The following is a 25,555-nucleotide window of genomic DNA, read 5'->3' as shown; positions in this document are numbered from 1 at the left end:
GAAGCGCCGGCTTGGTCGCCTGGCCGACTGGGTGCCCCTTGACCACGGGCAAGTCCGGCAGTTCACCGTCACGCCAGGATTTACCTGCGTAACGATAGCCACCGACCGTGTCCGCACTGGCCAGCGGTACGACAAGTGACATCGCAGCCGTCATGACCACGACAACAACGGCCCGTCTCCGCCAGCCTCTTACAGGCATACCGGCAGGCCAGTGCATCGATGAACGCACCTCGACAGTCCCCACCCCAAGTGCGCGGCCCGGATGGGCCGAAAAAGAGAAGGGGCCACAACCGGCCCCACAAGATCAGCGGAACAGTATTGCTGTGTACATGCAAACGCAATAGCCTTCCCCGCGGATCCACCCCCGCCTCGTTCGCCATGAGTCGACAAGGCCGCCTCGAATCCCGCGAGTTGGACACAGGGACGCCGGGGTGGAGCCTTCAGTAAGCCTTTCTTGGGGGGAATCAACACGTATGCGCCACCATCCACGTCGACACACCAGACGCACTGTCGGCTTGATCACATCCGTGGGCATCATGCTCGCCGTACCTGCCGCAGCACTCGCCGCCCCGGCGAGCGCCTCGCCCACCCCGAGCCCCGCCATGGCAGTTCAGCCACCGGCCAGCGGCCCGCTCCCGACGGCCCTGCGGCAGGCCAAGCTCAAACAGAGGCCGGTCCCGGTCACCGAGCTGACCACCACGACCACGGAGACCATCGCGAATCCGGACGGGACGCTCAGCACCACGTCCTACATCAAGCCCGTTCGCGTGCTGAAGTCGGAAAAATGGACCCCCCTCGATGCCACCTTGCAGCGCAATGAGGACGGTACGTACAGCCCCCGGGCCACGCCTTCCGGCGTCTCGCTCTCCGGCGGCGGCACCGGCCCGCTGGCCACACTGACGAACGGCGCCGGGCGCCGGCTGGCCCTGTCCTTCCCCGTCGCGCTACCCGCCCCCCAAGTCAGTGGCAGCAGCGCGCTGTACCCGAACGTCCTCCCCGGGGTGGACCTCCAGGCATCCGTCAACGACCAGGGATCGTTCAGCGAGGTGCTGATCGTCCACAACGCCGAGGCGGCGGCGAATCCCGCACTGCGCAGCCTGCGGCTGGCCACCAAGGCCGACGGCCTGACAGTGGGCAGCGACGCGGCCGGAAACCTCCAGGCCACCACACCTGACGGAGCTGCGGCGTTCACCAGCGCCACCCCCCTCATGTGGGACTCCAGCACCGCGGCCGGGCAGAAGAGCCTCACGGGCAAGAGCTTCGTGGCCGGCCGCAGCATGGCGGCAGCCGAGGGCACGGGGACTCCTCCTGCGCCCCCCGCCGAAACCCGGGCGCGGTCGTCGGCCGTCAGCCCCGGAGACGGCGCCCAGGTCAAGCCGATCGGCATCTCGGCACGCCCCGACGCCGTGACCCTGGCCCCCGACCTGGAGCTGCTCACGGGGCAGAATACCGTCTACCCCGTCTTCATCGACCCCGTCGTCAACCCCGTGACCTCGGGGACCGGCCACTACGTGGTGGCCCAGGAGGGCTGCCCGGGTGCGAACACCTACGACAAGGCGCAGGACTGGGGCGAAGGCGTCGGCTACCAGCAGTACAGCTCCAGCTGCTTCGGGATGCAGGAGTCGTTCTTCGAGATCAACACGAGCGCGCTCACGCCTCAGATGGTGATCCAGAAGTCGACCCTGTACCTGACGGAGACGTACGGCGCGGACCACGGGTGCTCGAACACCTGGCCGCTGACCCTGAAGCACACGAACGGCATCAACAGCGGCACGAACTGGAACAACCGGCCCGGTGTGATCTCCACGATCGGCACCCAGCAGATCGCGAGCGCCAGCCCCGCCAACGACTGCGGCTACAGAAGTGCCAACTTCGATGTCACCGACCGCATCCGGCAGGGGGCGTCACAGGACGCCGACACCTGGACCTTCGGGCTCTATGGCGACAACCGCAAGACCGTCTCGAACCTCGGCTTCATGCGGTTCAGCACCAACCCGTACCTGGTGACGGTCTTCGACATCCCGCCCTACGCCCCGGACTCCCCGAGCACCACTCCCGACTCCGCGAACCCCGCCGACGCAGCCTGCAACAACGGCTCCCGGGGCTGGATCGGTAGAACTTCCACGAGCTACGGCGCAACCAACCTCACGCTCAACGCCCGCCTGACGACACCCATGGAGGGCGTGAACCTCCAGGCTGTCTACCAGGTCTGGGATGACATGAAGAACAACGGCAGCGGCGCCCCTGCCACCGTCTCCGAGCCCAGAAGCACCTACGTCGCGCCCGGCACCACGGCACGCACCAACATCGGGATCGCACTTTCCGACGGCCATGCGTACGGCTGGGGCGTCAGAGCCTTCGACGGCACCCTGGAAGGCCCCTGGACTTCGTACTGCGGCTTCAAGGTCGACCTGACGCCACCCACGGCTGCCGCGTTCGCCGATTCAAAGGCGTTCCCGCCGCTCGCGAGCGGCCGCACGCCCACCGCGCACGCCGGCGACACCGGGATCACCATCGCCGTCTCCAGCAAGGACATCCTCCCCACCGGGTGTGAGCTCACGGCCTGCCTCAAGAGCGACATCCGCCGATTCGAGTACGCACTCGACGCGCCCATTCCCACGACCGGCGCACAGTCGGTCACCGTCACCCCCGACGCGAACGGCGTCGCGACCGCGAACATCCCGATCAACCTCACCGCCCAGCAGTGGGGCACGCACACCCTCTACGTCCAGGCCGTGGACGGGGCGAACAACGCCCGGCCCGCCGGATACAGCTTCTACGCACCCTGGAACCCGGCAACGCCGGTCACCGCAGGAGACGTCACGGGCGACGGGATACCGGACACGCTGAGGCCGGACCGGAGCGGTAGCGGCAGCCTCCTCCTCGTCCCGGGCAACACCGACGCCTCCGCCACTGCCGTCACCGCGTCGACGGCGGCCCAGAGCCCGGACCACACCGGCTGGGACAACTACCTCGTCAGCCACCGCGGCAGCCTCAGCCAGTCGGGCGTGGACGACGTCTTCGCCTACAACAAGAACACCCATCAGCTGTACGCGTACGGAAACGACGCGTCCAACAGTGGGACGCCGGGGCACTTCAGCCTTACCCAGAACGTCATGCACATTTCGAGCAAGCCGGCGTGCAATCCGGCGGCACAGTGCACCGGGTACGTGGCGGACTGGTCGAAGGTCACCCAGATCCTCGCCCCGGGCAGCTTCGACAACCCGCGCGGGCTCGCGGACCTGATCACCATCGAGGACAACCGTCTCTGGTACTACCCCGGCACCTCCTTCGGCGGCCTGCATCTCGACCAGGGCATGCTGATCAGCTCCGGTGACTGGTCGCGTACCACCCTCATCGCTCCGGGCAAGATCGGTGGCACTCCCACGCTGTGGGCGCGCGACGACACCACCGGGCGCATCCACAGTTACGCACTGAAGTTCGATGCGACCGGCACTCCCACCGCGCTGCTGGCACCGCCGTCGGCACAGGCGCCCGCGGCCGCCATCGCGACGCTCGACGCCTCGGTGTACCCGCAGGTCGGCTCCTACGGAGATCTCAACAGCGACGGGCGCGCCGACCTGTGGGCGATCAACGCCACCCAGCAGCTCGTGGCCTTCAGCGGAACGGCCACCGGCTTCTCGCCGACCCCCCTATCGCTGGGCAATCTCAACATACCGGCGGCGCAGTGGAAGCTGACCGGCCAGAGCGGCAGTACAACGCCGAGCACCGACGGCAAGTACCCCGCGACCCCCACCGGAATCACGTGGTCCACTGATTCCGTCGGCGGCCGCCAGACTGCGTACGCCGAATTCAAGGGCGCTCAGTCGACCATCACGGCCAACGCCCCGGTCATCGACACCAAGAAGAGCTTCACCATCAGCACCTGGGCGAAGCCCGGTACCAAGACCAGCATCATCGCCAGCCAGGACATGAACCGGACCAGTTCATTCATCGTGTACGCCGATGCATCCAGTTCCCGGTGGCACTTCGCCCTGGCCAACGCGGACACCGACGGATGGCCCTTCGACTTCACGTACGCCACCAATGACGTCGCGCGGTACACCCCCAACGCCTGGACCCGCCTGACCGCCGCCTACAACGCCGAAAGCGGCCTGATGAGCCTCTACGTCAACGGCGTCCTGGCCGGCAGCGGGCAGCACCAGGCCTCCAGCAGCCCGGCCTCGAGCGGCCCTCTCGTCTTCGGCCGGTTCAAGGCCGACGGGGCACCGCATGACAGCCTCACGGGCGGCATCAGCAACTTCGCCGTCTATCCCTACGCAGCCACTCCCACCGCCCCCGGAGCGGCCAGCCCGATCGCACTGACCGCTGCCCCCGCCAACTGCATGGACAACGACTACGCCAGGCCCGACGACGGCAACAGGATCCAGATCACGGACTGCAACGGCAGCCCCGCCCAGAATTTCGAGGTCCGGGGCGACGGAACCCTCGGCATCCAGGGCAAGTGCGTCGATGCCGCGTGGGCAGGGACGGCCAACAAGACCCTGCTCCAGCTGCATACCTGCCATCGTGGCCCGAATCAGCTGTTCGTGCCCCGGGCCGACGGCTCCTTGTACAACCCGGCCTCCGACCGCTGCATCGACCTCGGCAACTTCAACACCACTCCGGGCACCCAGCTCTGGCTGTGGGACTGCAACCTCTCTGACGCTCAACGCTGGAGCATCCCTGCCCTGACCACGGTCTCTCTGCCCGTCCCCAGTCCCTAGCCACCACCCTCCGGACAGGACTGCGGTCTCCCCACCCTGCTGGATGGGGAGACCGCGCAGGCGGCCCTGACGGAGTCAGCGCCGCAGCAGCGTCACCACCGCCGCGCCGCCCAGCCCGATGTTGTGCGCGAGCCCCACCCGCGCCCCCTCGACCTGCCGCGGACCGGCCTCGCCGCGCAGCTGCCAGACCAGCTCCGCGGCCTGCGCCAGTCCGGTGGCCCCCAGCGGGTGCCCCTTGGAGATCAGCCCGCCGGAGGGGTTCACCACCCACCGCCCGCCGTACGTCGTCGCGCCCGACTCCACCAGCTTCCCGGCGGCGCCGTCCTCGCACATGCCCAGCGCCTCGTACGTCAGCAGCTCGTTGATCGAGAAGCAGTCGTGCAGCTCCACCACGTCCACGTCCTCGATGCCGAGCCCCGAGGCCTCGTACGCCTGGCGGGCCGCCGCCGCCGTCATCGGCTTGCCGACCACGTCGATGCACGAGCCCGAGGCGAAGGAGGCCTCGGTGTCCGTCGTCATCGACTGGCCGACGATCTCCACCGCCTTGTCGTGCAGCCCGTGCCGCACCAGGAACCGCTCGGACACCACCAGCGCCGCCGCCGCGCCGTCCGAGGTCGGCGAGCACTGGAGCTTCGTCAGCGGTGCGTGGATCTCCTTCGCCGCCAGGATCTCCTCGACCGAGTACACGTCCTGGAACTGCGCGTTCGGGTTGTTCGCCGAGTGCCGGTGGTTCTTGGCGCCAACCGCCGCGAGCTGCGCGGCCGTGGTCCCGTACCGCTCCATGTGCTCCCGCGCCGCGTTGCCGAAGATCTGCGCCGTGGGCGGGGACATCTCGAAGCCGTGGCCCGCGGCCATGATTCCGTAGTGCCGGGCCACCGGCGAGGTCGTGAAGGATTCATCAGCGGCTCCGCCGCGGGCACCCCCGTCCGCTCCCCCGCCCAGCGCGCCGCGCTTCATCTTCTCGAAGCCCAGCGCCAGCACGCAGTCGCTGATCCCGCCCTGCACGAACTGCCGCGCCATCATCAGCGCCGTCGAGCCCGTCGCGCAGTTGTTGTTGACGTTGTAGACCGGCACCCCGGAGAGCCCCAGCTCGTACGCCGCCCGCTGGCCGGCGGTGGAGGCCTGGAAGCAGTAGCCCACCGGGACCTGTTCGACCAGTCCGTAGTCGATGCCCGCGTCCGCGAGCGCCGCCGATCCAGCCTCCCGCACCATGTCCCAGTACTGCCAGTCCCGCGACTCCGGCTTCTCGAACTTCGTCATGCCGACGCCCACGATGTACGACTTCATGCCCGACAACTCCTAGTCCCTGGGTAGGCCGAGGATCCGCTCGGCGACGACGTTGAGCTGGACCTGCGTGGTGCCCCCGGCGATGGTCAGGCAGCGGGACATGAGCATCCCGTGCACCGCCCGCTCCCCCGCCCCCTCCCGCACCGCGCCCGCCGGCCCCAGCAGTTCGAGCGCGAGCTCGGCGGTCCGCTGCTGGTGCGGGGTCTGGACGAGCTTGCGTACGGAGGCGCCCGCGCCCGGCTCCAGCCCCGACACCTGCTGGAGCGTGGTGCGCAGCCCGATGCAGGCCAGGGCGTGCGCCTCGGCGGCGAGTGCGCCGATCCGCGCCCGGTACGTGCCGTCGAGGTCTGCGGCGCGCGCGAGGAGCGCCTCCAGGCCGGTGTCGAAGGTCATCTGGTCGGCCATGTGGACGCGTTCGTTGCCGAGGGTGTTGCGGGCCACCTTCCAGCCGCCGTCCGCCGCGCCGACCAGCGCGTCCGCCGGGAGTTCCACGTCGTCGAAGTACACCTCGTTGAAGAGGGCCTCGCCGGTGATCTCCTTCAGCGGCCGGACGTCGATGCCGGGGGTGTTCTTCATGTCGACGACGAAGTAGCCGAGCCCCTTGTGCTTGGGGGCGTCCGGGTCGGTGCGGGCCAGCAGGATCCCGAAGTCGGCGCTGTGCGCGGAACTCGTCCACACCTTCTGGCCGTTGACCTTCCAGGAGCAGTCCTCCCGCCGCTCCGCCCGGGTCCGCAGCGAGGCCAGGTCGGAGCCCGCGCCCGGCTCCGAGAAGAGCTGGCACCAGGTGACGTCGCCGCGCAGGGTCGGCAGCAGGTACGTCTCGCGCTGGGCGGGCGTCCCGTAGGCGAGCAGCGAGGGCACCACCCAGGTGGCGATCCCGAGGTCGGCGACCTTCACGCCGGCCGCGCTCAGCTCCTGCTGGATGACGAGCTGCTCGACGGGGCCCGCGCCGATCCCGTAGGGCGGCGGCAGGTAGGGCGCCGCGTAGCCGGTCGGGGCCAGGATCCGCCGGGCGGCGGCCGGATCCTGCCCGCGTGCGTCCTCGATGGCGGCGCGCGCCTTCGCGCGGTACGTCTCGGCCTCCGCGGGGAGTTCCAGGCGCAGCTCGCGCCGCGCACCGCCCGCCGCGCACCGCACGGCCCGTACGCGGTGCCCGTCGCCGGGCCCGAGCAGCTGGCGGGCGACCAGCGCCCGCCGCAGGTAGATGTGGGCGTCGTGCTCCCAGGTGAAGCCGATCCCGCCGAGGAGCTGGATGCAGTCCTTGGCGCAGGAGTAGGCGGCGTCCAGGGCGGTCCCGGCGGCGAGGGCGGCGACCAGCGCGCGCACGTCGGCGGGCTCGTCCATCGCCTGCGCGGCGTCCCAGGCCAGCGCCCGGGCCTGTTCCAGCCGGACCAGCATGTCGGCGCACAGGTGCTTGACGCCCTGGAACTGCCCGATGGGCCGGCCGAACTGCTCGCGCACCTTCGCGTACTCGGCGGCGGTGTGCAGCGCCCAGGCGGCGGTGCCGCAGGCGTCGGCGGCGAAGAGCGTGCAGGCCAGGTCGCGGACCAGGGCCGCGTCCAGCGCCAGCAGCCGGTCCGGGGCGGTGACGACCCCGCGCGCCCGCACCTCGGCGGTGGGGCGGGTGGGGTCGGCGCTGTCGTGCGTACGGATGTCCAGCGCGGCGGCGTCCACGGCGAACCAGCGGGTGCCGTCCGCGGCCTCGGCGGCGAGCAGCACCAGGTCGGCCTCCCCGGCGCCGAGGACGGGCGGGGCGAGTCCGTCGAGCAGGTGGCCGCCGCCCTCGACGGCGACGGCGGTCAGGGTCCCCGGCCCGAGCGCGACCGCCCCGACCCGGCCTCCGAGCGGCTCGGCGCCGGCCCGCTCCAGCAGTACGGAGGCCAGCGCGCTCGGCAGGTACGCCCCGGGCAGCGCGGCCCGGGCCGTCTCCTCGACGACGACGGCGAGGTCCAGCAGGGTGCCGCCGTCCAGGTGCGGGTCGAGCAGCCCCTGCGCGGTCAGCGCGTCCCAGTAGGCGGGCCGCGCGCCGGTCTGCGGCGGGGTGTCGAGCAGCTTGCGGACCTCCTCGGGAGGCACGGCCCGCGCGACCCACCCGCGCACCGCCTCGGCCAACTCGCGCTGCTCCTGCGTGATTCCGATGCCCATGCGCGGCAGACTAGAACACGTTCCAATCTGACGGAAGGTCAGATGGGGGGTCATTCGGCGGCCACGGGGCGGGAACCGGAGCCGGAAGCGGCGGCGTCCATCGATGGACAAGATCGATTACGGGTTCGAAGGAGTCTGGAATGACCGGCACGGCCACCCGATACCTCTACCTCGCCCGGCACGGCGAGGCCTCACCGGACGAGAGCGGGCTCACCGAGGCGGGCCGCCGGCAGGCCGCACTCCTCGGCCGGCGCCTGCGGGACGTCCCCCTCACGGCCGTCCACCACGGCCCGCTGCCCCGGGCTCAGCAGACGGCACGCCTGATCGGCGACCAGCTGACGGACGTCCCCCTGCACCTTTCGGAGGCCGCCGGTGACTACGTCCCCTACCTGCCGGACAGGGAGGAACTCCCGGCGGAATCAGCCGACTACTACCTCGACTTCCTCGCCGGTGCGAGCGCCGAGGAGCGGGAGAACGGACCCGCACTGACCCGCCGGGCGATGGACCTGTTCACCGGGCCGGTGGACGGCACGGAGGACCGGCACGAACTGGTCGTCACCCACAACTTCCTGGTTGCCTGGCTCGTCCGGGAGGCCATGTACGCGCCGAAATGGCGCTGGCTCGGCCTCAACCACGGCAATGCCGCCCTGACGGTCATCCGATACGCGCCCGGCCGGCCAGCATCCGTCCTCTTCTCCAACGACATGCGGCACCTGCCGGCCGAACTGCGCTGGACCGGCTTCCCGGCCGAGTTGCACATCTGAGTACACCCGCAGTTGGAGGGCCCCAACGAGTCCGCTTCGCCTCAACTGGGTATTTTATACGGGCTGTTGAGTACCCATGGGCCGTTCACTATAGTCGGCGTGGACACGGCCGGCCTGGGTCCGAGCGTGCCGCTTTCGGGAAGTAACTCCCCTTCGTGGCGCCCGATTTGGCGTCGGCAAGAACGCCACTACGTAGGGGGATGAACCATGCGCATGAAGCGGACCCTGGCACTCCTGGTTGCCTCAGCCGCAGTAACGCTCGGAATGGCCACCCCGGCCAGCGCGTACGCTTGCCAGACCGGCTTTTTCTGCCTCTACTACAACTCCAACCAGGGCGGCGCCCGGTGGTTCACGGACGGCGACGTGCCCAATCTCGCCGGGGAAATATTCACCACGTGGGCCACCGGTGAGGGCGAGCCGGTGAAGAACAATGCCGCGTCGACCCAGAATGCCTCGAACTACTGCTACCGGGTCTACTACAACTCGAACTACGCCGGCCCGTACGACACAGTTCCGGCTCACACGTCCCGGAACCTTGTGAACACGTACAACAACAACGCTTCCGTCAGGGACCTGATCTGCTGAGCATCGGCACCTAATCCGGGGAAGGGTGTTTCGCAACCGCCGTCGCGGCTGCGGAGCACCCTTCCTTGCCACCTGTAGAGGAAACCTGTGAACGTGACCACCCCTTCCTCCAGAGCGTGTGCCGGTATGGCGGTGCTCCTGCTCCTGCTCCCGCTCCTGTCCGCCTGCACGGCCGACACCACCGGTCCCGGCGAAACCCCAGGCCCGACGGCGGCGCACCGGCTCGCCGACAGCAAGGCCCTCGCGCTGCCACTGGACGAATACCTGCTGACGACGAACGACGCGGGCACGCTCGCCCGCGGGCGCGATTCCCTCATGCAGCGGTGCCTTACCGGATTCGGCGTCCCATATACCCCTAAAGCTCCGGGAAACGCCGATATCGAAACGAACGAGCGTCGCTACGGCCTGGCCGACGCGGAACTCGCGAAGGAACACGGATATCACGTGCCCGACATGGACAAACGGGCCGAAGACTATCCATCGTCGGTCATGCCGCTCGTCCGGGGCGACGTGACCACGTACAACGGCGCACCCGTACCGCAAGGCGGATGCATCGGAGAGGTGCAGAGGGAACTTCACGAGGTCGAACTGCAGGACGCCTTGAACCTTCCCCACAAGCTCAACATGGAAAGCTACACGAAGTCACAGAAGGCTCCCGCGGTGGTGAAAGCGACCGAGGAATGGTCGAACTGCATGAAGGAATCCGGACACATCTACCCCGACCCCCTCGCCGCAATCAACGACAAAGAATTCAGTGGCGCATCTGCCGGCCCCCACGAGAAGGAAGTGGCGCTCGCCGACGTACGGTGCAAGCAGAAGGTGAACCTGATCGGCATATGGTCCGACGCCGAAAGTGAATACCAGCGGTTCCTGATCGAGTCCAATTCGGCCGCTTTGGCAGGGCCGTTGCTCGCCAAACAGAAAGCCATGTCCGCCGCGAAGGCGGCGACCGGCCAGTAGCCCGGCCGGGGTGCGTCGGTCGGCTTCAGCCGACCGACCGGATGCGTCCGGATTGATGGCGATTCAAACACCAGGCCGGCCAGGCGTGCGCAGATCGTGCCCGAATGGATGCCGACGCGACGCATGCCCGCACGGCATCAAGTCGATACGATCACGAACATCCGTGCGATGCGTCCTGCGGGGCACCCTGTGCTCGGACGCGCCATCTCGCGCCCTCCCACCCTGAATCGACTGCGCACGTTCGGCGCATCGGAAGGACCAGCCATGTCAAAGTCGCCGCAGGTCGACCCCCTTACGCCGCCCACCAAGAAGAAGCTTTTCGACGGACTCGCCCCGTGGCAGGTGGTCCTCTCCCTGCTCCCGCTGGGACTGCTCTTCATAGGCGGTGCGATCGGCGGTGGGCTGGGCGCGCTGGGCATGGTCACCAACGTGAAGATCGCCAAGACACAGCTGCCGACTGCCGGCAAGGTGGCAGCCATGCTAGGGGTCGGTCTCGCAGCGGTCGTCGCCTTCCTGGTGGTCGCAGGATCGCTGTCCAACGCCGTGAACGGCTGATTCAAGAGCCGATCCGCGACAGCACCGCCCAGCTGCGAGGTGGGCGGCAAAACCAACGAGATCACTGCCTTCCGGCCCCTCGGGTCAAGCCGCCCCGGCGATGCTCCGCAGGGCCGCGCTCTCTCGCAGAACACCAGGCCGGACCGCAGCGCGGATCGGTTCGCCGACCCGGTGACAGCGGATCACGTACCCCTGGCGCCCCAAGGAACAGGAGGCGGCGCGGGTCAGAGCGGATCAGCACCCAGACGTGCCGTGTGCAGACGTGGAAGAGCTCTTCTCTCGGTGATCTGTGCGGGACCGGGACGGTTCTCAGCCGGATGTGACCGGCACGGGCTTCAGCGCCGCCTTGGCGACCTCCTTGGCCTTCTGCTCACAGCCCCCGGGCTGGTAGAGACCGACCCAGACGACCAGATTGCCGTGCCGGACGGAGAGCGCGCAGGTCCATTCGGCACTGCCGGCGGGCTCCCAGTACGCCCCGTCGCCGAACCCGAGGTTGTTCACCCGCTTCCCCCCGGCCGCGGCCGTGGCGAAACCGGCCTGCTGGAGCCTCGCGTTGGCCCCGTCGTCACCGCCCCGCTTGACGTCCCACCGGACCAGCGCGGTCTGCCGACCGGCCGAGGGGTCGTACCAGGCGCACCTCGTCTGCACCCCGGTCTTGTTCGCGCTGTGGAAGTCCTCCTTGGCATCCCGCCCGGTCAGCGAGATGTACTGGGTGGCCTTCTGGCAGGCCGGTACGTCGGCGTAGGCCGCGGGATCGGCGCCCTTCGCCGCCGCATGGTCCAGGGTGTACGCAGCCACACCGACGCCGGTCGCCACCAGCACTCCGGCGGCCACCAGGGCCACGGTCCGCGACCGCCTCCGGATCGGGGTCGGCGCCGGCTCGGACGGCGGGGCGGACTCCGTGGCATCAGCCGCCCGCTCCACCACCACGGCGGGCTCGGCCTCCCGCTCCGGCTCCGGCTCGGGGAGCGATTCCGGCGGCGCCACCACGGTCGCCGTGTCGGCGGACAGCAGCCGGTCGATGTCCGCCCGTTGCGCGGCCTGCATCCGGTACACGGCGGGCGGCCACCGCAGACCTGTCGGAGCGACCGGCCCGAGGAGTTCGAGCAGCTGCGCCGGGGTGGGCCTGGCTGCCGGGTCCTTGGCCAGGCAGCGCTCCACGATCCCGCGCAGCCCGTCGGGCACGGCACTCAGGTCGGGGGTGGAGTGCACCACGTCGTAGAGCGTCCGGAGGGTCGAGGCCCCGGCGAAGGGGCTGCTGCCGGTGAACGCCATGACCAGCATCGAACCGAGCGAGAACACATCGCTCGCCGGTGTCAGCGGCTTGCTCTCGGCCTGCTCGGGCGACATGAAGGAGGGCGAACCGATCACCCAGCCGGTGCGCGTCAGCCCGGTGTCGCCCTCGGCCTCGCCCTCGGTCACCCGCGCGATGCCGAGGTCGATGACGCGTACGCCGTCCTCGGTGAGGAGCACGTTGTCGGGCTTGAGGTCCCGGTGGATCAGCCCTGCCCGGTGGATCTCCGCGAGCGCCGACGCGAGGCCGGCCGCCAGCCGGTGGACGACGGCTTCCTCCAGCACGCCGTCCGCCTTGACCACGGCCCCGAGTGAGGGCCCGGACACGAACACCGAGGCCAGCCACGGTGTCGGCGCGTCCGGGTCGGCGTCCATGACGGCCGCCGTATAGGCACCGGAGACCTTGCGCGAGGCCGCGACCTCGCGCCGGAACCGGGCCCGGAAGTCCTCGTCGTCGGCGAAGTGCGCGAGCACCTGCTTGACGGCGACGAGCCGCCCGTCAGGCCCCGCGCACAGCAGTACCCGCCCCATGCCTCCCTGCCCGAGCACGCCTGCCACCTTGAACGGCCCCACGTGCGTCGGACCGGCCGGTCCTACGCGCTCCATTCCCCCGACTCCCTCCCCGTCGTCAGGGAGCGGATCATACCGAGAGGGACTTCACGAAGGCCTCGAACGCCGCGGGGTGGACGGTGAATACGGGCCCCTCGGGGTTCTTGGAGTCCCGGACGGCGACACGGCACGGCTGAGCGGCGATCTCGACGCAATCACCGCCGGTGTCACTGCTGTACGAGGCCTTGAGCCAGCCGGTGTCACCGAGCGGCGCGCACTCGACACACTGGCCGCCGGTGTCAGAGCTGTACGAGGACTTACGCCATCGTGCGCCCGTCAGACTCTGGATGATCTCCATAGCGTTCCTCCATTACTCGGGCGATCCGGACCGCCGATGCCTCCACGGAGAGCGCGGCTGCCTGCAAGTGATCGTAACGGAGCGAACCTTCCCTGAGAGCCTGCGGATTGGCCGTCATATGGCCCTGTACGAAGTCCTCGGTATAGACAAGGTCCGGGTCATCGTCGAACCGCATGAGGCTGAATGAGCCTGGCTGCCCCGCATGGGCGCCTGCCTCGAAAGGCAGGATCTGCACCTGGACCCACTGTCGCCTCTGCTGCGCCAACAAATGGGCGAGTTGGTTCCGCATGACGTCCCGGCCGCCGATCTCCTGGTGCAGCACGGCCTCGCTCATCACCACCCACATCAGCGGCGGGATCTCGCGGTCGAGTACTCGCTGACGATCCATCCGGGCGGCCACCTTTGCGTCGAGATCGCCCTCACTCCACACCCCCAACACCGCCCGCGCGTACGCCTCCGTTTGCAGCAGTCCATCCACCAACTGCGCTTGATAGGTGGAGAGATACGTGGCCCGGGCCTCCATCTCCGCGTACGGCTGGAACCAGGTCGGCAGCACGCTTCGCAGTACCAGCCCCACCAGCCGCGAGAAGACCCCGCCGGTGCCCAGCGCCGCGTCCACCCGCTCCGAGAAGTCCCGGGTCGGGACGCGCTTCGTCGTCTCGATCTGGCCGATCAGGGAGCCCGTACAGAAGATGATCTCGCCCAGCTGCGCCTGCTTCAGGCCCGCCTGCTCCCTCAGCCGCCGCAGTTCGTAGCCGTAGTAGTCCAGCGGCGAGGCGCTGGGATCGAGCTCGCGGATCTTGACCATGAGGTGGTCACCCCCAAGTTCACGCTGTGCGTTCGGCGTTCGTTCCGCCCTGTCGCCGAGCGTAATCAGCCGGATGCGCTCCGGTGGTGGGAATCACACACTCGGTCACGGTCGGTCAGAAGCGGTCGTCGGTCGCTCCGCGCGCATGCGGCGATAATGCTCTGCCGAACTGATCTTGGGGTGACGGGGGCCTGGCAGGTGCGGGAAGTGATCGAAGACCGGTACGCGCTGGCCGAGTTGCTCGGCCGGGGCGGCTTCGGCGAGGTGTGGCGGGCCGAGGACAGCCGGGTGGGCCGCCAGGTCGCCGTCAAGATCGGATATCCGCAGACGCCGGAGGACACCCGCCGCTTCGAGCGGGAGGCCAGCCTCGCCGGGAACCTCGCGCACCCCAACATCGCCACCATCCACGACTTCGGGCGCACCGAGCGCGAGGGGCGCAACGCCGTCTACCTCGTCATGGAGCTGCTCCGGGGCCGCAGCCTGGCCGACGTGCTGGAAGCCGGCGTACCGCCGCTCGCGGACGCCCTGGAGTGGGCCGGGCGCATCGCGGACGCGCTGGGGGCGGCCCACACCGCCGGGATCGTCCACCGGGACGTCAAGCCGGCCAATGTGATGGTCACCGACGGCGGGCTGACGAAGGTGCTCGACTTCGGCATCGCCAAGGCCGGGGGCGCCGCCGGCGCCGCCACCACCACGACGGGGCTGACGGCCACCGGCATGATCATCGGTTCCTTCCCGTACATGGCTCCCGAGCGGTGGACCGGCGGGGCGAACGGCGTGCCCGTCGACGGGCGGGCCGACCTGTACGCCCTGGGCTGCGTGCTGACGGAACTGCTGACCGGCACCCGCCCCTTCGCCGCGCGCGAGATGCACGAGCTGCTCGCCCAGCACCTCACGACCGCGCCGCCCGCGCCGAGTTCGCTGCGGGCGGGGCTGCCGGCCGCGCTGGACTCCCTCGTACTGGAGCTGCTCGCGAAGGACCCGGCGGACCGGCCCGCGGACGCGGCCGAGGTGTCCCGGCGGCTGGCGGAGATCGCCCGGAGCGAGGCCCCCGCACCCGCACCCGCAGCCGCCCCCGCACCCGAACCCGTGCCGGCACCGGCGGTGTCCTTCCCGCCCCCGCCGTCCTACGCCCCCACCGTGCACACCGCGGCCGCCGATCCGGTCCGCGCGATGCTGGAGCGCAGGCTGACGCAGCTGCTGGAGGACGAACCGGCGGACGTCGTGGAACGGCTGCGCATGCTGACCGACGACCTGACCGAGGAGCTCGGCGCGCAGGACGCCCTGACCGTGCGGGCCGCCTACCACCGCGTGATGCGGGTCCCGGGACCGTCCAGGACGATCGATCTGGAACGCCTGCTGCCGCGCATGGTGCGGGTCCTGGGCCTGGACCACCCGGACACGATCACCGGGCGCGCCGCCTGGGTCGGGGAGGCTGCGGCCTTCGGGGCCGGTGACGGCCGCCGGCACGAGCAGGAGCTGCGCGAGATCGTCGAGCAGGCGGCGCGGGTGTTCGGCACGCACGCCCTGGTCACGCTGACCGCCCGCTACCACCTCGCGTCGGCCATGCACCGGGGTGCCCACGCCCGCGACGGCCAGTGGGACGCGCGCAGCCGGGAGCGCGCGCTGAGCGAGCGCGCCTGGCTGGGGCCGCTGCTGCCCGACCTGGAATGGGCGCTGACCGCCGACAGCCCGGTCCTGCTGGACGTGCGGCGCAGGCTGGCCCACGACGCCTGGCTGGTCGGCGACATCGCCGGCGCCGCGCTCCTGTACTGGCGGCTCTTCCCCGACCTCGCCGAACTCGCCGAGCGCGGCAATCCGGAAGTGGCCCACCGGGTGCTCCGCGCCATCGGCGAGGCGGGCGATCCGGCGGCCGCCCTGGCGCACTTGAACCCGTTGCTGCGCCGGCTCCCCTTCCTCCCCGGCATGCAGGAGTTGGCCCAGGAGGTCTCCGACACCCGGGCGGACTTCCGGCGGGCCGTACGGGAACAGCGGCGGGCCGAAGGGACGGGCGGGACGGGCGGCCTGTCCCGGCTGTTCGGCCGCTGACCGGGCGGCGGCGTACGAGCGCACCCCCGGCCGTAGCGTCCTACCAGCGGGTAAGGCACCATGGGCCGCCACACACGATCACCGCCGGAGGAACCATGGCCACCCCTAAGCCGGAGACCCTCGCCGCCTTCGAGGCCGCCAAGGGGTTCATGCCCGTACGCGAGGGCCTCGCCCTGTACGAGGCGGCCACCGCGGCCGGGGCGCTCGGGCTGCCGCTGCTGGAGGTCGGCACGTACTGCGGCCGCTCCACCATCCTGCTCGCCGACGCCGCCCGCGAGGCCGGCGTGGCGGCGATCACCGTCGACCACCACCGGGGCAGCGAGGAGCAGCAGCCGGGCTGGGAGTACCACGACCCGACGGTCGTGGACCCGGAGGTCGGGCTGATGGACACCCTGCCGACCTTCCGCCGGACCCTCCACAAGGCCGGGCTGGAGGACCACGTGATCGCGATCGTCGGCCGGTCCCCGCAGGTCGCGGCCGCCTGGGGCGGCAAGCTCGGCTTCGTCTTCATCGACGGCGGCCACACGGACGAGCACGCGAGCGGCGACTACGAGGGCTGGGCCCCGCACGTCGCGGAGGGGGGCACGCTCGTCATCCACGACGTCTTCCCGGACCCGGCCGACGGCGGCCAGGCCCCGTACCGGATCTATCTGCGGGCTCTGGCCTCCGGCGCCTTCGAGGAGATCTCCGTCACCGACTCGCTGCGCGTGCTGCGGCGTACGGGCGCGGGCATCTGAGCCGACAAGCGGCAGGCTGACAATCACACCACGCCCCCGGATGGCTCAGGGTCCGGCCGGGCAACCGCGCAGCGGTCTAGCATCGCGGCGTGCGCAACGACAACAGTCCCCCGCCCCCCGAGTCCGGCTCGTCCATCGACCCGGACCGGTCCTGGTTCACCCGACGCTCCACGCTCGTCGTCGGGGTTGCCGCGCTCGCCCCGGCCGCGCTGGCGGGCTGGGTCCTGACCCAGGCGTTCGCCGGGCCGGGGTCCGACGGGCCGTCCCGCTCGGCGCCGAAGTCCTCCTCGCACTCGGCCCTGTCGCCGGGCCAGCGGGACGCGAAGCCGGGCTCCACCCCGAGCGAGAGCGCGAGTACGAGCCCCAGCGCCGGTCAGAGCACCACCGCGGCGGCACCCGCACCCGCCAAGGGCCCGCTCACCGGCAGGACCGTGGTCGTCGACCCCGGCCACAACGCCGGAAACTTCGAGCACACCGACGAGATCGACCAGCAGGTCGACATCGGCACGGGCCGCAAGGAGTGCGACACCACCGGCACCACCACCAACGCCGGCTACAAGGAGGCGGACTTCACCCTCGACGTCTCCCGCCGCCTGCGGACCGCGCTGGAGGCGCAGGGGGCCAAGGTCGTCCTCACCCACCAGGCGGACCGGCCCTGGGGGCCCTGCATCACCGAGCGCGCCCGCATCGGCAACGAGGCGAAGGCCGACGCCGTCGTGTCCGTCCACGCCGACGGGGTCTCGGCGGGCAACCGCGGCTTCCACATCATCCTCCCGGCCAAGGTCAAGGGCGGCGCCGCGGACACCGCGAAGATCGTCGGACCGTCCCGGGAGCTGGGCGAGCGGATCGCCGGGAACTTCGCCCGCACCACCGGCTCCGCCCCCGCCAACTACCTGGGCAGCGGTACCGGTTTGGTCGTCCGTGACGACCTCGGCGGACTGAACCTGTCAACTCAGCCCAAGGTGTTCATCGAATGCGGCAACATGCGTGACGCCAAGGACGCGGCGCAGCTGACGAGTCCGGAGTGGCGGCAGAAGGCGGCTCAGGGCATCGCGGACGGCATCGTCGGCTTCCTCGGCGGGTAGTCCCCCTCGGGAGTCCGGCGGGACCACCCGCCGACCCGATCATCTCGGCCGTCGGAAACCTCCGTACCATGGTGCAGCCCGCCCTGCTGCAGACACGTTCTGCGACCGTGGCACCACGAGACGACGACCGAGACCGAGAAGGACACCTGAGACGTGAACATCCGCTCCCTCACTCGAGGCGACGGCGTGGTGATCGGAGCAGCGGCGCTGCTGTTCATCGCCTCGTTCCCCGATTTCTACTCCGCCACCGGTATCGACCGGCCGAGCGTGTGGGACCTTGACTCCAACCACCTGACGCTCCCCAGCATCTTCCTGCTCGGCTTCATCGCCGCCGGCCTGCTGATCGCGTCCCGCTTCCAGCCGGAGCGCAAGCTCGCCGGCCTGCCGCTGACGGCGTGGGGCACCGTGCTCGCCGTCTCCGCCGCCTGGTCTTCGCTGTGGGCGCTCATCGCGTGCCCGCAGCTGCTCGACCTGGGCGCGGGCTCCATCCTCGCCCTCCTGGCCACGCTGGCCCTGGCCGGTGTGGCCGTGGCCGGCGCGAAGATCCCGGCGCTCGCCGGCCAGCTCGTCCCGGAACCGCGCCCCGCCGCCGTCCCGCCGTACGCGGGCCAGCCGGGCCAGCCCCAGCCGGGTGCCGGGTACGGCTACCCGGGCGGGCAGCAGACCCCGTACGGTTCCACGCCGCAGCCGGTCCCGCCGTACGGCGGCACGCCGAACCCGGCCCCGGGTCCCGGTCCGCAGGACTCCCAGCACACCCCGGCCCCGGCCCCGGCGGCGGACTTCACGCCGTTCTGGTTCGCGGTGCCGGTGGCCCGTCCCCTCTACGGGGAGGACGGCTCCCCGACCCCGATCGCCGAGCTCGCCCCGGGCACCTGGTACCTGGCCGTCGAGCAGCGTGGCGCGGCCACTTTGATCGCCCAGACCCAGGACGGCCGCCGCGGCGTGCTGAACGACACCTCGGGCATCCAGCGCGGCTGACCGCCACCCGGACCGACCGAGCCGACGGCCCCCCGCCCTTCCGGGCGGGGGGCCGTTGCCCTACAGTCACCTGACGCCTCGTCAGATTCTGAAGGGACCGCAGATGCGCCTCGGACTCGCACTCGGCTACTGGGGCCGCGGCCCCGCCCCCGCCCACCTCGACCTCGCCACCGAGGCCGAGAACCTCGGCTACCACTCGGTGTGGACCTCCGAGGCCTGGGGCTCGGACGCCTTCACCCCGCTGACCTGGATCGCCGCGCACACCTCGCGGATCCGCCTCGGCACGGCCATCGCGCAGATGGCCGCCCGCACCCCGACCGCCACGGCCATGCACGCCCTGACCCTGGACCACCTCTCCGGCGGCCGGATGATGCTCGGCCTCGGCCTGTCCGGGCCCCAGGTCGTCGAGGGCTGGTACGGGCGCCCCTTCCCCTCCAGCCCGCTCACGGCCACCCGCGAGTACGTGGACGTGATCCGCCAGGTGCTGCGCCGCGAGGCCCCCGTCGCTCTCGACGGCCGCTTCCACCAGCACCCGTACCGCGGGGAGGACGGCACCGGCATCGGCAAACCCCTCAAGCCGATCACCCACCCCCTCCGCACGGACCTCCCCCTCCTCCTGGGCGCGGAGGGCCCGAAGAACATCGCCCAGACGACCCGCATCGCGGACGGCTGGCTCCCCCTGTACTGGTCCCCGACCCGCACCGACGTCTACCAGGCCTCCCTCACCGGCCTCCCCGAGGGCTTCATGATCGCGCCGATGGCCCGCGCCAAGGTCTGCGACGACGTATCGGAGGGACTGCTCCCGGTCAAGGCGATGCTCGGCTTCTACATCGGCGGCATGGGCCACGCGGCCCGCAACTTCCACGCCGACCTGATGGCCCGCATGGGCTACGAGGAGGAGGCCCGCCGCATCCAGGAGCTGTTCCTCGCGGGCCGCAAGGAAGAGGCCGTCCTGGCCGTACCGGACGAGTTCGCCGACGAGATCTCGCTCATCGGCCCCCGGGAACGGATCGCCGAACGCCTGGACCTCTGGCGCAAGGGCCCGGTGACGGACCTCCTCCTGACGGCCCCGGACCCCCACACCCTGCGCGTCCTGGCGGAACTCAACAACTGAGGCCCGACGCGGTGGCCGACCGGCGGCGTCAGGATCCGGCCTGCGGTACGGCCTCCAGCAGCTCCCGCACGTCCAGCGGCATGACGGCGATCTCGATGCTCCCGCCGCCGTCGTAGGCGCAGGTGACGATCCGTGAGCCGGGGTTGATGGAGATCCCCTCCTTCACCGAGGGGACCCGGATCCCGGTGGCCCGCCCGCCGGGCAGCGCGACGGGCTCCCCGCGCCGCGGAACCCACCGGGCCAGGCCTTCTTCGGCGTAGACCCGCCCGGCCCGCCATCGCCCCTCCCCGGCCGGGATCCGCACCATGCAGGGAATCCCGGGCACGGGCCCGGCGGCCGTCCGCGCACGATGCTTGCGCCGCAGCAGCCACCCGGCCCCCACGCCGCCGAGTACAACCCCCACGATCTCGATCACCCACCCATTGTCCCCCGTCCCGGGTGCGGGTCCCGTTCCGGGTGCGGGTCCCGTTCCGGGTGCGGGTCCCGTTCCGGGTGCGGCCCGGTGGCCGCCTTTGCCCTGGCCGGGCGGTGCGGGTCCCGTTCCGGGTGCGGCCCGGTGGCCGCCTTTGCCCTGGCCGGGCGGGGTGCGGGTTCTGTTTCGGGTGCGGCCCGGTGGCCGCGCCTCAAACGCCGGCGGGGCTGGGTTTGGCTTCGGTGTGGGGTGGTGCCCCTCCGGGGGCTCTCCTCGGCTCGCGCCAGGCGGCCGTGGTTGTGCCGTACGGCCTGGGTTGCGCGCTCGTCCTGCGGGGAGCCCCCGGAGTGTCCCCACCCCACGGCGGAGGGGCTCGGTAGGGGGGTGTCCCCGTACGCCCGCGGCGGAGGAGGCTCGGTCGGCCGGGGTGTCCCCGTACCCCCGCGGCGGAGGAGGCTCGGTCGGCCGGGGTGTCCCCGTACCCCCGCGACGGAGGGGCTCGGTCGGCCGGGGTGGGGGTGCGGGGACGGTGGGGGGTGTCCCCGCAGGACGAGCGCGCAACCACCGGGTACAGCCGAGATGGCCCGTCACGCGCGAGCCGAGGAGACACCCGCCGGCGGCCCCGTACCCCCACCCCCGGACCCGACCCCGTCCAGGCGAAGCCGAACCCAGCCCCGCCGGCGCTTGAGGCGCGGCCACCGGGCCGCACCCGGAACGGGACCCGCACCGCCCGGCCAGGGCAAGGGCGGCCACCGGCCCGCACCCGGAAAACTAGCCGCCGAGCTGCGACGCGCTCGGGACCTTGTCCGTCACCGTCGCACCCGCACTCTGGCCCGCCTCCTTCACACTGCTGATGACGCTGTCGAACGCATCGATGTCACCGTCACCCGCCTGCCCCTTCCGCAGCTTGCCGCCGAGGCCCTTGAGGGACTCGATGCCCGCCGTCAGCGGGGCCACCGCCTTCGCCAGCAGCGGGTCACCCTTGGCGTTCTGGGTCGCCGCTTTGAGCCGGTTGTACGCGAACGCACCCGCGAGGCCCGCCTTGATCAGCGCGAACGTACGGCCCTTGGCGCCCTTCTTGAACTTGCCCGCCCGGTACGGCTTGACGATCCACTGGTACGTCGCCCCTGCCGCGAGCCCCGCGTTGGCGACGAAGCGCGTCTTGGCGAACTTCTGCTTCTCCGCGGACGTACTCGGCGACGGCGTGGCGGCGGCCAGTTCATCGGCCTCGGCGGCGACGGGCTCCGCCGCCGCGAGGGCGGCCAGCTCCCCCATCGACGCGGCGGACAGCTCCTCGCGCGGGCCGTTTCCGCCACTGCCGCATGCGGTGGCGCCGACCATCAGCGCGGTGGAGAGGACCACCGCCGTGACGGCACGGCGGAATCGGACGGTCGTGGGTACGGACACGGTTTCCTCCGGGGACTGAGGCGTCCTCCGCAGCCTCACCCCGGCCCCCCGCCTCCACCACCCGGGGAACCCGTTCGGGTTTACGACACGCCGACGCGGCAACACGGGCCGTATGAGCACTCACACACGAGCACGCACCCGAGGGAGCAGTCAGGCAGGACGTGCCGTCGCACTTGTGGCGGACGTGCTCGCCTTCGTGATCGCACTCTGGATCCTGCTCTACTTCCTGGACGCCAACCAGGGCAACGCCCTGGTCGACCTCATCCACGACGTCGCCTCCTGGCTCGCGACCTGGTCCTACGACCTGTTCACCTTCAGCCGCGAATGGGTCCAGGTCGTCATCGGCTACGGCATCGCCGCCGTGGCCTACCTCCTCGTCGGCCACGCCATAGCCGGCTGGCTCTACCGCCGCTGAGCCGACCGCCCGAGCACCCGGTCACCCGCAGCAGTCCGGCTCCAGCCCGGCCGGGAGCGAGGTCCCGCCGAACACCTCGGTGGTGGCCTCGTCCCCGCCGAGCGCCGCGACGGCGAGCAGCAGCGACCCGGCCGTCCAGGTGGTCTGCTCCACCGGCCAGACGGCCTCGTCCTGGAACACGTACCCCGTCCAGTACATGCCGTTGTCGGCGCGCAGGTGGGTGATCGACCGCAGGATCTCCAGCGCCCGGTCCGACTCCCCCGTCGCCCACAGCGCGAGCGCCAGCTCGCAGGACTCGCCGCCCGTCACCCACGGGTTGGGCAGCACGCAGCGCACGCCCAGGTCCGGGACCACGAACTCGTCCCAGCGCTCCTCGATGCGCGCCTTGGCCTCCGAACCGGTCAGGGCCCCGCCGAGGACCGGGTAGTACCAGTCCATCGAGTAGTGATTCTTGTCGAGGAACCGCTCCGGGTGACGCCGGATGGCGTGCCGCAGCGCGCCCGCCGCGAGCTCCCAGTCGGGCTGCGGCTCCTCGCGGTGCTCGGCGATGGCCAGCGCGCAGCGCAGCGCCTGGTGGATGGAGGAGGAGCCGGTGAGGAGGGCGTCGGTGACGGCCGTGCCGTCCGCCTCCCGCTTCCAGCCGATCTCGCCGCCCGGCTGCTGGAGCGTCAGGACGCACTCCACGGCCGCGTAGACGGCCGGCCACATGCGGTCGAGGAAGGAGTCGTCGCCGGTGGAGAGGTAGTGGTGCCACACGCCGACGGCTATGTACGCGGTGAAGTTGCTCTCGCGGCTGGCGTCCTGCGGCTCCGCGGTGTCCACACCGTCGTGCCGGTCGGCGTAGGCCGCGTACCAGGAGCCGTCCTGGTTCTGGTGCCGGGCCAGCCACGCGTACGCCCGCTCCGCCGCCTCGTGCTCACCGGCCGCGTCCAGCGCCATCGCGGCCTCGGTGTGGTCCCACGGGTCGAGGTGGTGCCCGCGGAACCACGGTATGGCCCCGTCGGCGCGCTGCGCGGCGAGGATCCCCGCCACGGTCCGGGCGGCCTCCTCGGCCGTCAGTACGCCGTCCAGGACCAGGTGTTCGGTGCGCCCCGGCGTGCTCACTGGGCCGCGCTGACGGGGAGGTGGGGCTTGGTCGCGTAGGCCACGAAGCTCTTGCCGATGAGCGGGTTCAGGGCCTGCTCGGCGAGCCGCGTGGCCAGCGGCTTCTTCATGATGTCCCAGACCAGGAGCTTGTGGTACGCCTTGACGGGCAGCGCCTTGTCGTTGTCGACGCCGAAGGCGCACTTGAGCCACCAGTACGGGGAGTGCAGGCCGTGCGCGTGGTGCGTGCCGTACGGCTTGAGGCCCGCGGCCTTCATCTTGCCGAGCAGCTCGTCCGCCTTGTAGATGCGGATGTGGCCGCCCTCGACCTCGTGGTAGGCGTCGGAGAGCGCCCAGCAGATCTTCTCGGGGCCGTAGCGCGGGACGGTGATGGCGATGCGCCCGCCGGGCTTGAGGACGCGGACCATCTCGGCGAGCACGCCCTTGTCGTCGTGGATGTGCTCCATCACCTCGGAGATGATGACGACGTCGAAGGAGTCGTCGGGGAAGGGCAGTGCGAGCGCGTCGCCCTCCATGGCGGTGGCGGTGGCCCCGGCGGGGGCCTCACCGGCCTCCTTCATCGCTGCGAACCACTTGGCGACCTCGCGGATCTCCTCGCCGTTGCGGTCGACGGCGACCACCTGGGCGCCTCTCCGGTAGCACTCGAAGGCGTGCCGGCCTGCGCCGCAGCCCAGGTCGAGTACGCGGTCGCCTGCGGCGAGCGGGAACCGGGAGAAATCGACGGTCAGCACGGGGTCCTGCCTTCGCGGTCGCGGGGGTGTTCGGGGATGGGGAAGAAGCGGGGGAAGCGGAAGGTCAGCGCGCCGGGCGGATCCGGCCGGCGGCGGCCTGCTCGATGGCGGCGCGGTAGTGCGCGACGGTGCCCTTGGCGGCCGCGGCCCAGGTGAACCGGGTCAGGACCCGTTCGCGCCCGGCGGCGCCGAGGCGGGCCCGCAGCTCCGGATCGCCCAGCATCCGGCCGAGCGCGGCGGCCAGCGCGCCCGCGTCGCCCGGGGGCACCGCGAGGCAGGTCTCGCCGTCGGGTCCGGCGACCTCGGGGATCGCACCGCCGGTGGTGGCGACGAGCGGCGTGCCGGTGGCCATGGCTTCGGCCGCCGGGAGCGAGAAGCCTTCGTAGAGGGAGGGCACGCAGGCGATCTGGGCACTGCGGACCAGGTCGACGAGCTCGGCGTCGGTGATGCCCTTGACGAAGCGGACCGCGTCCTGGAGCCCGTACGTCTCGATGGCGCGGGCGACGGGGCCCTGCTCGGCGCGCTTGCCGACGACGACGAGGTGCGCCTCGGGCTGCTCGGTACGCAGCTTCGCGAGCGCCTCGACGAGGTACACGAGCCCCTTGAGCGGCACGTCGGCGCTGGAGGTGGTGACGATGCGGCCCGGCACCTCGGCGACGGACGGGTCCGGCGACCAGAGGTCGGTGTCGGCGCCGATGTGCACGACGTGGATGCGCTCGTCCCGGACACCCAGGTGCTGGGCGATCTCCTGCTTGGAGGACCCGGAGACGGTGAGTACGGACGGCAGCCTGCGGGCCACGCGGCCCTGCATGCGGGTGAAGGCGTACCAGCGGCGCACGGAGGCCCGCTTCACCCGGCCCTGCGCGGCGTCGAGGTCGAGCCTCCGGTCGACGGTGATGGGGTGGTGGATCGTCGTGACCAGCGGGGCTCCGAGGTCGGCGAGGAGGCCGTACCCGAGCGTCTGGTTGTCGTGGATGACGTCGAAGTCACCCGCGCGCGCGGCCAGGTGGCGGCGGGCGCGCAGCGAGAAGGTCAGGGGCTCGGGGAAGCCGCCGGTCCACATGGTGGCGACCTCGACGGCGTCGATCCAGTCCCGGTACTCGTCGCGCTTCGGCGTGCGGAAGGGGTCCGGGCTGCGGTACAGGTCCAGGCTCGGGAGTTCGGTGAGCGAGGCGCCCGTGTCGAGCACCGGGTAGGGCTGCGCGCCGATGACTTCGACGGAGTGACCCAGTTGTACGAGTTCGCGCGAGAGGTGGCGGACGTAGACGCCCTGGCCGCCACAGAACGGGTTCCCCTTATAGGTGAGGAGCGCGATGCGCAGCGGGCGGTCGCCGTCGGCGGCGGAACCCGCGAAAGGGCTCGTCACCATGGCCTCAGCGGTCACTCTCGGCCCCCTTCTCACTGCAACTTTCGCCGGAGCGTAACCGCTCGGATAATGTAGAACAAGTTTCAGACTTGATCCGTCGAAGACCATTGAATCTACCGGCCGGAA

At 71.1% G+C, this 25,555-nt stretch carries 21 protein-coding genes; 11 read left to right on the top strand and 10 right to left on the bottom strand.

The annotated features are described in order from the left end of the window. The first annotated feature begins 515 nt into the window (after positions 1-515). Positions 516-4,727 (top strand): ricin-type beta-trefoil lectin domain protein, encoded by a 4,212-nt coding sequence (locus tag ACZ573_RS11040; protein ID WP_471302049.1) that lies wholly within the window; start codon positions 516-518, stop codon positions 4,725-4,727. A 75-nt stretch (positions 4,728-4,802) separates the two neighbouring features. On the opposite strand, the gene ACZ573_RS11035 is transcribed toward ACZ573_RS11040, so the two are convergent. Together ACZ573_RS11035 and ACZ573_RS11030 are read right to left on the bottom strand one after the other, a co-directional pair. Beyond that, on the bottom strand, positions 4,803-6,014 hold the full coding sequence (locus tag ACZ573_RS11035; protein ID WP_471302046.1) for a lipid-transfer protein: 1,212 nt from the start codon (positions 6,012-6,014) through the stop codon (positions 4,803-4,805). A gap of 12 nt (positions 6,015-6,026) precedes the next feature. Beyond that, positions 6,027-8,159: an acyl-CoA dehydrogenase gene (locus ACZ573_RS11030; RefSeq protein WP_471302043.1), complete on the bottom strand. Its 2,133-nt coding sequence runs from the start codon at positions 8,157-8,159 to the stop codon at positions 6,027-6,029. 140 nt (positions 8,160-8,299) lie between these two features. On the opposite strand from ACZ573_RS11030, the gene ACZ573_RS11025 reads away from it, so the two are divergent. The 4 genes from ACZ573_RS11025 (at position 8,300) to ACZ573_RS11010 (ending at position 11,023) form a co-directional block, all read left to right on the top strand. Then, positions 8,300-8,923 carry a histidine phosphatase family protein gene (locus ACZ573_RS11025; RefSeq protein ID WP_471302040.1) on the top strand — a complete coding sequence of 208 codons (624 nt, stop codon included), beginning with the start codon at positions 8,300-8,302 and terminating at the stop codon, positions 8,921-8,923. Positions 8,924-9,130: 207 nt separating this feature from the next. Next, positions 9,131-9,508, top strand: coding sequence for a peptidase inhibitor family I36 protein (locus ACZ573_RS11020; protein WP_471302037.1), 378 nt, complete (start codon positions 9,131-9,133; stop codon positions 9,506-9,508). 93 nt (positions 9,509-9,601) lie between these two features. Next, on the top strand, positions 9,602-10,468 hold the full coding sequence (locus ACZ573_RS11015) for a hypothetical protein (RefSeq protein ID WP_471302034.1): 867 nt from the start codon (positions 9,602-9,604) through the stop codon (positions 10,466-10,468). 264 nt (positions 10,469-10,732) lie between these two features. Continuing rightward, positions 10,733-11,023 (top strand): hypothetical protein, encoded by a 291-nt coding sequence (locus ACZ573_RS11010; RefSeq protein WP_471302031.1) that lies wholly within the window; start codon positions 10,733-10,735, stop codon positions 11,021-11,023. A 309-nt stretch (positions 11,024-11,332) separates the two neighbouring features. Here ACZ573_RS11010 and ACZ573_RS11005 read toward each other — a convergent pair whose 3' ends face one another. From ACZ573_RS11005 to ACZ573_RS10995, 3 genes are read right to left on the bottom strand one after another with little or no spacing between them, the layout of a single operon-like run. Next, a complete protein-coding gene (locus tag ACZ573_RS11005) occupies positions 11,333-12,922 on the bottom strand; it encodes a serine/threonine-protein kinase (protein WP_471302029.1) in 1,590 nt (529 codons plus the stop codon). Positions 12,923-12,956: 34 nt separating this feature from the next. Next, the gene (locus ACZ573_RS11000; protein WP_471302025.1) at positions 12,957-13,223 is read right to left on the bottom strand and encodes a DUF397 domain-containing protein; all 267 of its coding nucleotides are present in this window, start codon (positions 13,221-13,223) and stop codon (positions 12,957-12,959) included. Then, entirely contained in the window at positions 13,183-14,031 is an 849-nt protein-coding gene (locus tag ACZ573_RS10995; RefSeq protein ID WP_471302022.1) for a helix-turn-helix domain-containing protein, read from the bottom strand. Before ACZ573_RS10995 ends, ACZ573_RS11000 begins: the two co-directional genes overlap by 41 nt. Positions 14,032-14,238: 207 nt before the next feature. Between ACZ573_RS10995 and ACZ573_RS10990 the strand changes: the two genes are divergently transcribed. The 5 genes from ACZ573_RS10990 to ACZ573_RS10970 all read left to right on the top strand — a co-directional run bounded on the left by ACZ573_RS10990 (position 14,239) and on the right by ACZ573_RS10970 (position 19,994). After that, positions 14,239-16,080: a serine/threonine-protein kinase gene (locus ACZ573_RS10990; RefSeq protein WP_471302019.1), complete on the top strand. Its 1,842-nt coding sequence runs from the start codon at positions 14,239-14,241 to the stop codon at positions 16,078-16,080. A 95-nt stretch (positions 16,081-16,175) separates the two neighbouring features. Continuing rightward, positions 16,176-16,817, top strand: coding sequence for a class I SAM-dependent methyltransferase (locus ACZ573_RS10985; RefSeq protein ID WP_382536382.1), 642 nt, complete (start codon positions 16,176-16,178; stop codon positions 16,815-16,817). Between the two features lie 89 nt (positions 16,818-16,906). Next, positions 16,907-17,902, top strand: a complete 996-nt coding sequence (locus ACZ573_RS10980) for an N-acetylmuramoyl-L-alanine amidase (RefSeq protein WP_471302015.1) — start codon at positions 16,907-16,909, stop codon at positions 17,900-17,902. A gap of 153 nt (positions 17,903-18,055) precedes the next feature. Next, the gene (locus ACZ573_RS10975; protein WP_471302012.1) at positions 18,056-18,880 is read left to right on the top strand and encodes a hypothetical protein; all 825 of its coding nucleotides are present in this window, start codon (positions 18,056-18,058) and stop codon (positions 18,878-18,880) included. Positions 18,881-18,983: 103 nt separating this feature from the next. After that, on the top strand, positions 18,984-19,994 hold the full coding sequence (locus ACZ573_RS10970) for an LLM class F420-dependent oxidoreductase (RefSeq protein WP_471302010.1): 1,011 nt from the start codon (positions 18,984-18,986) through the stop codon (positions 19,992-19,994). A gap of 28 nt (positions 19,995-20,022) precedes the next feature. On the opposite strand, the gene ACZ573_RS10965 is transcribed toward ACZ573_RS10970, so the two are convergent. Together ACZ573_RS10965 and ACZ573_RS10960 are read right to left on the bottom strand one after the other, a co-directional pair. Then, positions 20,023-20,409 carry a hypothetical protein gene (locus ACZ573_RS10965; protein ID WP_471302007.1) on the bottom strand — a complete coding sequence of 129 codons (387 nt, stop codon included), beginning with the start codon at positions 20,407-20,409 and terminating at the stop codon, positions 20,023-20,025. 768 nt (positions 20,410-21,177) lie between these two features. Then, complete coding sequence (locus ACZ573_RS10960) at positions 21,178-21,747, bottom strand: hypothetical protein (RefSeq protein ID WP_471302651.1); 570 nt, start codon at positions 21,745-21,747, stop codon at positions 21,178-21,180. A gap of 241 nt (positions 21,748-21,988) precedes the next feature. Here ACZ573_RS10960 and ACZ573_RS10955 point away from each other — a divergent pair, with 241 nt between their 5' ends. Then, on the top strand, positions 21,989-22,228 hold the full coding sequence (locus tag ACZ573_RS10955; protein ID WP_471302004.1) for a hypothetical protein: 240 nt from the start codon (positions 21,989-21,991) through the stop codon (positions 22,226-22,228). Positions 22,229-22,249: 21 nt separating this feature from the next. Here ACZ573_RS10955 and ACZ573_RS10950 read toward each other — a convergent pair whose 3' ends face one another. The 3 genes from ACZ573_RS10950 to ACZ573_RS10940 form a co-directional block, all read right to left on the bottom strand. After that, positions 22,250-23,332 (bottom strand): prenyltransferase/squalene oxidase repeat-containing protein, encoded by a 1,083-nt coding sequence (locus tag ACZ573_RS10950; protein WP_471302001.1) that lies wholly within the window; start codon positions 23,330-23,332, stop codon positions 22,250-22,252. Next, positions 23,329-24,063, bottom strand: coding sequence for a class I SAM-dependent methyltransferase (locus ACZ573_RS10945; RefSeq protein ID WP_030012203.1), 735 nt, complete (start codon positions 24,061-24,063; stop codon positions 23,329-23,331). The genes ACZ573_RS10950 and ACZ573_RS10945 overlap by 4 nt, the downstream gene beginning before the upstream one ends. A 64-nt stretch (positions 24,064-24,127) precedes the next feature. Further along, the gene (locus ACZ573_RS10940; protein WP_471301998.1) at positions 24,128-25,447 is read right to left on the bottom strand and encodes a glycosyltransferase family 4 protein; all 1,320 of its coding nucleotides are present in this window, start codon (positions 25,445-25,447) and stop codon (positions 24,128-24,130) included. Positions 25,448-25,555: the final 108 nt, after the last annotated feature.

It is taken from the genome of Streptomyces sp. NPDC040545, assembly GCF_055595065.1.
This window is presented reverse-complemented; position numbering and strand designations above follow the sequence as displayed.

What these genes read in the sequence shown, in the direction of transcription:
- ACZ573_RS10995 (WP_471302022.1), bottom strand. Translation starts at nt 14,031, where the DNA reads ATGGTCAAGATCCGCGAGCTCGATCCCAGCGCCTCGCCGCTGGACTAC.
- ACZ573_RS10970 (WP_471302010.1), top strand. Translation starts at nt 18,984, where the DNA reads ATGCGCCTCGGACTCGCACTCGGCTACTGGGGCCGCGGCCCCGCCCCC.
- ACZ573_RS11010 (WP_471302031.1), top strand. Translation starts at nt 10,733, where the DNA reads ATGTCAAAGTCGCCGCAGGTCGACCCCCTTACGCCGCCCACCAAGAAG.
- ACZ573_RS11005 (WP_471302029.1), bottom strand. Translation starts at nt 12,922, where the DNA reads ATGGAGCGCGTAGGACCGGCCGGTCCGACGCACGTGGGGCCGTTCAAG.
- ACZ573_RS10960 (WP_471302651.1), bottom strand. Translation starts at nt 21,747, where the DNA reads ATGGTCGGCGCCACCGCATGCGGCAGTGGCGGAAACGGCCCGCGCGAG.
- ACZ573_RS10985 (WP_382536382.1), top strand. Translation starts at nt 16,176, where the DNA reads ATGGCCACCCCTAAGCCGGAGACCCTCGCCGCCTTCGAGGCCGCCAAG.
- ACZ573_RS11025 (WP_471302040.1), top strand. Translation starts at nt 8,300, where the DNA reads ATGACCGGCACGGCCACCCGATACCTCTACCTCGCCCGGCACGGCGAG.
- ACZ573_RS11020 (WP_471302037.1), top strand. Translation starts at nt 9,131, where the DNA reads ATGCGCATGAAGCGGACCCTGGCACTCCTGGTTGCCTCAGCCGCAGTA.
- ACZ573_RS11035 (WP_471302046.1), bottom strand. Translation starts at nt 6,014, where the DNA reads ATGAAGTCGTACATCGTGGGCGTCGGCATGACGAAGTTCGAGAAGCCG.
- ACZ573_RS11000 (WP_471302025.1), bottom strand. Translation starts at nt 13,223, where the DNA reads ATGGAGATCATCCAGAGTCTGACGGGCGCACGATGGCGTAAGTCCTCG.
- ACZ573_RS11030 (WP_471302043.1), bottom strand. Translation starts at nt 8,159, where the DNA reads ATGGGCATCGGAATCACGCAGGAGCAGCGCGAGTTGGCCGAGGCGGTG.